Genomic DNA, 8,596 nt, shown 5'->3' with positions numbered 1-8,596 from the left:
CAGGAATCCGAGGGCGAGGAGCCCGAGGGTGAGGGCGAAGGCGATGCGGAGGAAGGCGCCGACTCCGCATACGAGGACGAGGACGAGGACGAGGAAGCGGAGGGCGAAGAGGGGGCGGAGGACGCATACGAGGACGAGGAGGAAACGGAGGGAGAAGAGAACGAGGAAGGGGAGGAGAGCGAGGAAGGGGAGGAGGACGAGGAGGGGGCGGAGGGCGAAGAGGAAGCGGAGGACGAGGAGGACGCTCCCAGGAAGAGGAGAGGACAGAGGCGACGCCGTGAGTGACGTCGGGCAAGGGGTCCTATCCCGTCTCCGTCTCTCAGGCAATCGACCTCGCCGTATGCTCGGACGCCTTCTCGACAAAAGAAATCGTGAGCGCCGGGGGCGTAGGCGTCAAGGCCGCGATATGGAGCGCCTCACGGGGGCACGAAGTGCGCGTGCACCGCCCCTCCCGCGGCACAGGGTGGTCTGTGGTCTAACCCTGCCCGTGCAGTCAGATACCCCTCCCACGGTTGTCTCGGCGCAGGACCGTTGATGTCAGGATTCAGGGCAGGGTCGTCCGGCTGGATGCTGTGTTCACGAGACTCACTGGTGCGAAGTCCGTGCTGCGGGAGGGGGCGGAGTATCCGAGGTGAGCGAGGCTGGCCTGTTCCTGGCGCATGTGCTTGAACGATTCCAGGATGTAGCCGACGAGCAGGACCAGGACTGCGATGATCATGATCGATGCGGCGAGAACGGCGGTGGGCAGTCGCGGCACGGTGCCGGTGTGGGCGAACTCGACCACGACGGGCAGGCCCAGGGCGAGGGCGACGACGGTGAAAAGGCCCGCGATGACGGCGTGGAACTGGGAGGGGCGCTGCCTGCGGGTCAGCCCCAGGATGAGCTTCAGAATGCGCCAACCGTCGCGGTAGGTGCGGAGCTTGCTGACACTGCCCGGGGGCCGGTCTTTGAATCCCACCTCCAACTCGGCGGTGGGAAGCCGCAGGCTGAGCGCGTGCACGGTCATCTCGGTCTCGGTCTCGAACTCGCGGGACAGGGCGGGGAAGGACTTGATGTAGCGGCGAGAGAAGACGCGGTAGCCGCTGAGCATGTCGCTGACATCGTTGCCGAAGAGGACGCGGACGGCGCCGGTGAGCATTTTGTTGCCGACCGCGTGACCCGTGCGGTACGCGGTGTCGACGCTTTCGCGGCGGGCGCCGACGACCTGGTCGTAGGGGCCTTCGAAGAGCAGGTCGACCATTTCGCGGGCCCGGGAGGCGTCGTAGGTGTCGTCGCCGTCGATGATGAGCAGCGCGTCGGCCTCGACGTCGGCGAAGGCGCGGCGGATGACGTTGCCCTTGCCCTTGCGGGGTTCGTGTCGCACGACTGCTCCGGCCGCGTGGGCCTCGGCGACGGTGTTGTCGGTGGAGGCGTTGTCGTAGACGTAGATGATCGCCTCGGGGAGGGACGCACGCAGGTCGCGCACGACTTTCCCGATGGCTGCCTCCTCGTTGTAGCAGGGAACGACGCACGCGACGGTGGGGTTCATTTTGGATTTCCTCGGCCTCTGTGTTGCCCTGCTGCCGGTCGATGCGCTCCCTCATGAACGGCAGTCAGATTTGGTACCTTTTGTGACGTACGTTACCTTCAGCGTCATGCTGCAGCCGACGGCTTGGTTTCGACGTTCACCCGCGTGGATGCGGGCCATCTGGCGAGAGGTCGCGGCCTTCGGCATCGTGGGCGCGCTCGCATTCGTGGTGGAGACCACGAGTTTCAACCTTCTTGCCTTCGGCCCTCCGGGTGAGGGGCCGCTCCACGCCGTCCCGGTCAGCGCCTCGGCGATCGCCACTTTGCTGGCCATGTTGGTCAGTTGGTTCGGAAATCGTCACTGGACCTACCGCGACCGCAAGGGGCCGATCAATCCGCGCGAGGTGGCCTGGTTCGTCGGGGTCAACCTGGTGGGCCTCGTGATCACCGCCGCTCCCGTGTACGCGTCTCGCGAGCTGTTCGGCCTCACCTCGGCCTTGAGCGACAACGTGGCCCGCCTGGCCGGATGGGCTGCGGCGACCGCGGTGCGCTTCACCGTCTACCGAGGACACGTCTTCACTTCACGTCGAGAGGATTCCTCCGACGTGCCCGCATTGATCCGCCGTCGTACGGGAACATGGCGGGGCGACAGGCTCTGGCCCGGGTGCCTGGCTCTGATGGCCGCGGTCTGCGGCTACGTGGTCTCCACCGTATTCCACCCCGGCTTCCTCACTGGCGACAGCGTCGAACAGCTTCTCCAGGCGGAGGGCACCCGGCCGGTGACCGACTGGCATCCGCCGGTCATGGCACTGCTCTGGCGCATCCTCATCCACACCACCGGCGCACTCTCGACGATGGCGGCCCTCCAGACCGCCCTGCTGTGGGGAACCTTGTGGGTGCTTGCCGTCGCACTCTGGAAGCGGACAAGAAGCCGCCCCCTGTCGCTGCTGATGCTCGGCTTCGGCCTCGCACCGCACATCGCCAACTTCACCGGGGTGGTGTGGAAAGACGTCCACATGGCCTATGCGCTGCTCGCCGTATGCGCGATCGCGCTCTTTGCGCGTGAGCTGCCGACGGGACACGACCGGGAGCGCTGGGCCCTGCTGGCGCTGGGTCTGCTCTTCATGGCCTACGCGATCCTGGTCCGGAAGAACGCCTTCCCGGCCGTCCTGCCCCTCCTCCCGATGCTCGTGTTCGCGCTCTGGCCGGCGCCCGGCAGGCGTCGTTGGCTGATCGCCGTCGGCTCCCTGCTGGCCTTCACCGCGGTCGCCAGCGTTGCGGTCTCCTCAGTCACCCGCCCGATCGCCGTCCGCCAATACGCGCAGATCCCGCTGGACGACGTGACCCACGTCCTCACCCCCCAAGAGGTCCGGTCCGCCGCCGAGCAGGCCGGTGCCACCCCCTCGTTCCGCAACGACCTTGTGGAAACCGCACAGAACTGCCAGAGGAAGAAGATCCTGTGGGACGCATACTTCACGTGCTACCCACACCATCCCGGCTACAAGGACGCCATCGGCCCGCACTTCACGGCCGACGAGTCCGATGTGCTGGTGAAAATGTGGGTGCGGCAGATGCCACACCAGGCTTCCGGCTACTTGAAGTACCGCACCCGGACCTTCGCCCGTCTGCTGTTCGAGGGCAATCTGCGCTACGCCAGCGGCACGTTCAATGGCACACCGAAGAACGTCCACGTGGATCCGACGCTCGACGCCATCATGAGGTCCTACGTGACGGGCTTCGCCCACGACGTTCCGTGGCTCTTCCAGGCATGGTTCTGGCTGGCCGTCGCCCTGGTACTGACGCTCCGCCGGCGTTGGCCGGGACCCTGGTCCAGGGAACTGCGACTGCTCGGACTGAGTTCCGTGCTCTACATCGCGTGCTACCTACCGACCGCCCCGCAGGCCAACTACCGCTATGTGTACTGGCCCGCGTTGGCCGGGACGCTCGCACTGATCCTCATCGTGGCAGGGGCGGTCACCCGCCGCCGCGCCCTCGGCGCCGGGGAGCAGGTGCCAGACCGGGCCGCAGCTGGCGAGCCGCCCACACCGTCCGACTCGTCCAGAACATCGCTGGCGTCCACTTCACCCGCAGGGCCCGTAGAGCGCGACACCACTGCCGGAACGCCGGAAGAGTCTCACTCCGCCGCCAGGCTGCGACGAGGGGACGCCGCCGCCCGTTGACCCGCAGCGTGCTGGCCCCAGCCCTCACCGAGCGCCGGGGGCCAGGGCCACCCGGTGCACCCTCCCGGTGACACGAGCACGGTGCAAATCAGCTGCACTTTGGTGATTCGCTCGATCCCCCGGCTCGGGAACAGCTTGACGGCAGAAGCCGCAAGCCCTTAGGAAATGCACCGAGTTGAGCGACCAGCCCGGGAAACCCCGTGGGGGACACCTGCCGGAAGAGAACTCCGTCGGCCGGATGACACAGAGTCCGGTCACGACGCCAGCGATCCGTGCAACGCCGACCAGCCCGAAGGACGCCTTTGAAAGAAGCTGCCATGAGGCACCAGCGAACGCCGGTTCATGGGACGCGGCGGATCCCTCACGGTCTCCTGTGTCGCAAGTCAGTTCCCGGGACAGCAACGGCAGCCTTGGTCGCTGAGCCGCTCGCGCTGGATGCGGCTGCGCACGGCGCGCTTCTGCTCGTAACAGCGGTCAACGAGACGGTCGTCGCGAGCCACCCCGTGCAGCCCTATCGGCGATGGCTCGCGCCCGCCGGTCGACCGTCCCCGACGTCACTTCCACAGGCCCGGCGCCGAGCCTGGAGCCCTTGTCGAATGTGCAGGGCAGGATCGGCACGCTTCTCGGCCGGCTGAAACTATGGCAACTGATGGACTGCCAGCCCTGTGGAGCACGGTACCGACGTGCTGATCTGCTAGCGGTACAGCAGTGCGAAAAGATTCTCCCAACGGCTCGTCACCTCGTCCGGGGAGAAGCGCTGGATATTCGTGCGAGCTCGTTCACCCATTCGGTCTCGCAGGTCCTGGTCACAGATCATCCGGTCCAGATATTTTGCAAACATGCGAGTGTTCCCTTCCGGGGCAATCAATCCGCTTTCTCCGTCGGTGATGATCTCCCGCACTCCAGGGCTCACGTCGAAAGCCACGCACGGCACGGCTGTCGCCATTGCCTCCATAGGCGCCAGGGGAAAACCTTCCCCCCGGGATGGAAGCGCAAAGACCGAGCTTTCGCGCAGTGCCCCAAGCACATCGCTGGTGAGACCCTTCCATTCCACCGAGTCAGCGATTCCCAGATGCGCTGCCTGCTTCTTCAGGACTTCTTCTTCAGGACCCGCACCGTAGATCGCCAGTGTCCAGGAAGGGTGGTCCGAGGCGATCTCGGCCCAGGAATCGAGAAGCAGGTCCACGCCCTTCTCCTCATGGAGCCGGCCGATGCTGACCACGCGCCTCTCGGTCCGTTGAGAAGGGGTTTCGGGAAAGAACGGAAGTGGGTTTGGCATGCAGCCCACATTGTTCATACCTTGGCGGATCCACAGGTCAGCGTCCTCGCGGGTGAGAGCCAGCATCCGGTCCACGTCCTTGTAGAACCGCTTGACGCGGCCGAAGCGGGAGGACTTGCGACAGGTCTCGAACGACTCGTGTGTCATGGCGATGACCGGGATCCCGCACGTATCGGAAAGCGCAACCCATTCCATGGCCCAGACCTGCGTGACGACGATCACGGACCCAGGCTGTGCCCGGCGGAACAGCGCGGTCAGCTTGGCGGACTGCTCGCGCATGCCCGCGTCCCGTGCGGCCCGGCGTCGCCGCTCGCCCACATCGAGCGCGCTTGCCAGCCCGCGTTGAGGTGCACGAGCGGTCGGGTGGACGTCGTACAGCGTGACAGTGGCGTACGGCAGGCTCTCACCCAGGTCAGCGCGTTGATCTTCGGGAGCCGGAACGACGCCGATCACGTGAACAGCATGTCCCCGCTGCGAGAACAGACGAGCCATCTGATGCACCCAGCTGGTGACGCCCCCAATCTCATCCAGGTTGTTGGAGACGAAAAAGATTTCACGGATAGACGTCGGGTCATGTGCTTCGGTCATTCTTGATCCTGTCGTCGTGGAGACAGATACGCAGAGGAGTGCGTCATTGGCGGATCTTTGGCGGAAGAGGATTTCATGGTGACCTTGGCTGTGCCTCCTTACCGCTACCGAGACATGCTGCCGCGCGCGCCGCTCGCCAGAGTTGTCCCGGCAAGGGGAGTCCCCCGCGAAGGGGAGCGGGGCCCTGAAGAGGGGGTCTTCAGGGCCCCGCCAGGCTGGGGAGCCATGCGGATCACGATAGGAGCCCGAACGCCGACCCGAGCTCCCCCACGCTGTCAGGTCACTGGTCCGCAGTAGCAGGCCCGCCGTCGGCGCCTGCCGCCTGCTCTGCAAGGCGTGAGCGGTATGGCGGTGAGTCAGGGGCTCAGTAGGTTGAGGCTGAGATTCAGTGCACTCGTGTTTGCGTGGTCTGTCGGCATATCACGCAAACACACCAGTCGTTGGCGGGGCGATCCGTGGGCGTGCCCTGCCCGCCGGGTCGGCGTTGGGCTGTGCGACGCGTTGCGTGCTGTCAGCGTCCCTGATCGTGCACTGGCGTCGGATGAGCACTATGGCATCGCGTGGGACGAAGGCCAGGGCTGGCAGCAGGTCGTCGACCAGCCTGACCAGGGTGGACGGGCCGACGCCGAGTCAGGGACGGTCACCGATGCCACCGAAAGCGCTTCGCTCGCTTTACGAGAACACCACCGCTTCGGGCATCGGTCGCAGCGGCAAGGAAGGCCCCGACATGGCGTGTGCCCGCTCTGGCGAGCCCGACGACCATGCGCTCTGAGCAGGGGCGCGCCGACGCGGAATCTCGGACGAAGGCGGTGGCGAGAGCGGAGCGATTCGCTGGGTACGTCGGATCATGCCTATGTGGTGAGCAGGCGGTTGAAAAACGTTCGGTACTGGCGCAGGGCCCTGCGCAGCTCTTCGGTGTTCACCTGCTCTCCTCGGTTCCACTGGCCTTCCAGCTCCTGCTTGCGCTCGGAGAACGTCTCGGCCAGTGTTCGCATGACGTCCGCGACCAGGGCGTCGGCGGAGTGCACGGAGTTTCGCGGATCATCCACGAACTTGTTCTGGATCTCATGCCAGCGCGCACGGAAGGCTTCTTCGTCTTCCGCCGTGAGGAGCTGCGGAGCTTCGTCCTGAGCCCGGGGTTCGTCCGACTCCCCGGCATCCTCGTACTGGGGTTCGCCGCGCTCACTCGCTACAGCAGTGCTCTCGCCGGGGAAGGTTGGGGTCGCGGACGACTCGGCTGCTTCGTCCTCCGTGTTCCGGCCATGGGGCTGGGCGAGATCCTCGGTGGACAGACCGCCCTCTGCTGGTTCCTGGTCGTGCTCGCGTTGCATGTCTCCTCCGTCCCTGGCCGCTTGGCATTCGGGGTCGGGTTGGTGAGCCGTTCAGGCTCGGGCGTGGCGAGACTGGCCGCCGTCGACGATCAGTTCGTCGAACAGGGTGCGGTAGTGCACCATGGCACCCCGTAGTTGCTCAGTCGTCGCCGTGTGCCGAATGCTGAGCGCGTCTATCTCGTGGGCGGCCCGGTAGTGCTCAAGGGTGCGGCCATGCTGGACCGAAAGGTCCTTGAGCTGCTGGTCGAAGTCCTCAGTCGGATATCCGCGTTCCTGCATCAGGGAGGTCACCAGGCGGTCTGCGTCATGGACGGCCTCCTCCGGCCGGTCCACGAACTCGTCCTGCACGCTGGTCCATTCTCGGGTGTACCGGTCCCGGGCACTGCTTTGCAGCGGCTTGATGTCCAGCGAGTCATGGCGCTTTTCGCGGGCTCTGAGTTCGCGCTCGCCGGCCTTGGGGCTGCCAGCCTCCTGGACCGTTCGGTCGTATTCGGGGCCGAAGCGCTGACGAAGGTGGCGGCGGCGTATGGCGAGAAAAGCGGCTACTGCCAGCAGGACGACCACCACCGCGATGATGATCGCCAGAAGTGTCGACATGGGGTCGAACCCCCTTCCACATGCTCGATCCATGCCTATTTTATGACGTTCTCCCTCGGTAGTGCACGGTGGGCCGTCGGCGCTGGCGGTCGCGCGGCGTTACAGGGAGAGCGGAGTCTGTTGAGCCCGGATGCTTTCGAATGGGCCTTGGTGGCGCGCGCCACCCTGCGTCAAGCCCTCTTCGAGCGCCGCCGCGAAACGGCTAGCCCCCTGGGGCGACCGGTCCGACGCGGACGCTCGGGTGAGGGCCCGACCACCCAGCCACGGTTCGGGCCCTCCAGATCGCGGTGTTCGGTCGTGTGAGACGGAACGCCAGCTGAGCTGCGTGTTGGGCGGCGTGCCGGCCTTCTGAACGGCTGGGGCAGGAGGACCAAAGAATCCGGACCGCCCGCCTATCTCAAGGAACCCAGTTCGTCTCAGCGGCGGCGGTGCTGAGGGCGACGTCGGCGGTGATGGCCTTGCCGAAAGGCGTCTGTTCCACGGTGACAGCGCGGGCGGGGGCGGTGACGATCTCCAGGCCGTGCTGGCCGATGCGCCTCGGATCCGGGGCCTGGCAGCCGGCGCACGGGATTGCTGTCCCAGAGTTCGACCCGCGGCGTGGCGCCGGTGAACCGCAGGTGCAGAAGGGCCGGTCCCGGAGCGTATTTGGGGGTGTGGGTGACCAGTTCACTGACGATCGGGGCACCGGCTGCGGAGCGTCCCGGATTCTAGGAATCCGAACGGAAGAGGATAGGGCAGAGGCGACGTCGTGACTGAGGTCGATCTTCCGGCCGGGGACCTATCCCGTCTCCGGCCCTCAGACAACCCACCTCGCCGATATGCTCGGACGCCCTCCGCGAGGGGGTCGGATATCTCCGGCAGCGTTGCCGCCCGTGCTTCCAATACTTCGGGCACCGTCATTTCGTAGCCCTCCCACGTGTGTGTCCAGTCCCCGTATCGCCGGTTGTTGAAGACCGGCGACAGCGCGCATACTGCCGGCGCTGGAGGCGGTCAGTTGGCCGGGGTCAGGCGAGCAGCAGCCGGCACCAGCTGTCGGCGAGCCACCGCTCGAACCGCTCGGGCGGCCAGCCGCGGTCCTCGACCAGCAGGCAGTAGAACTCGGGCGAGTTGGTGGC

6 protein-coding genes are annotated in these 8,596 nt (G+C 66.2%); 2 read left to right on the top strand and 4 right to left on the bottom strand.

Annotation, left to right across the window (positions count from 1 at the left end):
• Positions 1-285: hypothetical protein (locus ACFWBT_RS39315; RefSeq protein ID WP_385708572.1), on the top strand; the 285-nt coding region annotated here is incomplete at its 5' end.
• Positions 286-544: 259 nt separating this feature from the next.
• Here ACFWBT_RS39315 and ACFWBT_RS39310 read toward each other — a convergent pair.
• Positions 545-1,528, bottom strand: a complete 984-nt coding sequence (locus ACFWBT_RS39310; RefSeq protein WP_385708569.1) for a glycosyltransferase family 2 protein — start codon at positions 1,526-1,528, stop codon at positions 545-547.
• On the opposite strand from ACFWBT_RS39310, the gene ACFWBT_RS39305 reads away from it, so the two are divergent.
• Complete coding sequence (locus tag ACFWBT_RS39305) at positions 1,518-3,686, top strand: GtrA family protein (RefSeq protein WP_385708566.1); 2,169 nt, start codon at positions 1,518-1,520, stop codon at positions 3,684-3,686. The two genes, ACFWBT_RS39310 and ACFWBT_RS39305, sit on opposite strands and share 11 nt — an antisense overlap.
• Positions 3,687-4,380: 694 nt before the next feature.
• On the opposite strand, the gene ACFWBT_RS39300 is transcribed toward ACFWBT_RS39305, so the two are convergent.
• The 3 genes from ACFWBT_RS39300 to ACFWBT_RS39290 all read right to left on the bottom strand — a co-directional run bounded on the left by ACFWBT_RS39300 (position 4,381) and on the right by ACFWBT_RS39290 (position 7,481).
• Entirely contained in the window at positions 4,381-5,553 is a 1,173-nt protein-coding gene (locus tag ACFWBT_RS39300; RefSeq protein ID WP_385708564.1) for a glycosyltransferase, read from the bottom strand.
• Positions 5,554-6,404: 851 nt separating this feature from the next.
• Positions 6,405-6,884, bottom strand: a complete 480-nt coding sequence (locus ACFWBT_RS39295) for a hypothetical protein (RefSeq protein ID WP_385708561.1) — start codon at positions 6,882-6,884, stop codon at positions 6,405-6,407.
• 51 nt (positions 6,885-6,935) lie between these two features.
• Positions 6,936-7,481: a hypothetical protein gene (locus ACFWBT_RS39290; protein ID WP_385708558.1), complete on the bottom strand. Its 546-nt coding sequence runs from the start codon at positions 7,479-7,481 to the stop codon at positions 6,936-6,938.
• Between the last annotated feature and the right edge of the window lie 1,115 nt (positions 7,482-8,596).

It is taken from the genome of Streptomyces sp. NPDC060027 (assembly GCF_042737005.1).
Lineage (GTDB): Bacteria > Actinomycetota > Actinomycetes > Streptomycetales > Streptomycetaceae > Streptomyces.
Note: the sequence above shows the minus strand (reverse complement) of the source record. Positions and strands in the feature narration are given on the sequence as shown.

What these genes read in the sequence shown, in the direction of transcription:
- ACFWBT_RS39310 (WP_385708569.1), bottom strand. Translation starts at nt 1,528, where the DNA reads ATGAACCCCACCGTCGCGTGCGTCGTTCCCTGCTACAACGAGGAGGCA.
- ACFWBT_RS39300 (WP_385708564.1), bottom strand. Translation starts at nt 5,553, where the DNA reads ATGACCGAAGCACATGACCCGACGTCTATCCGTGAAATCTTTTTCGTC.
- ACFWBT_RS39295 (WP_385708561.1), bottom strand. Translation starts at nt 6,884, where the DNA reads ATGCAACGCGAGCACGACCAGGAACCAGCAGAGGGCGGTCTGTCCACC.
- ACFWBT_RS39290 (WP_385708558.1), bottom strand. Translation starts at nt 7,481, where the DNA reads ATGTCGACACTTCTGGCGATCATCATCGCGGTGGTGGTCGTCCTGCTG.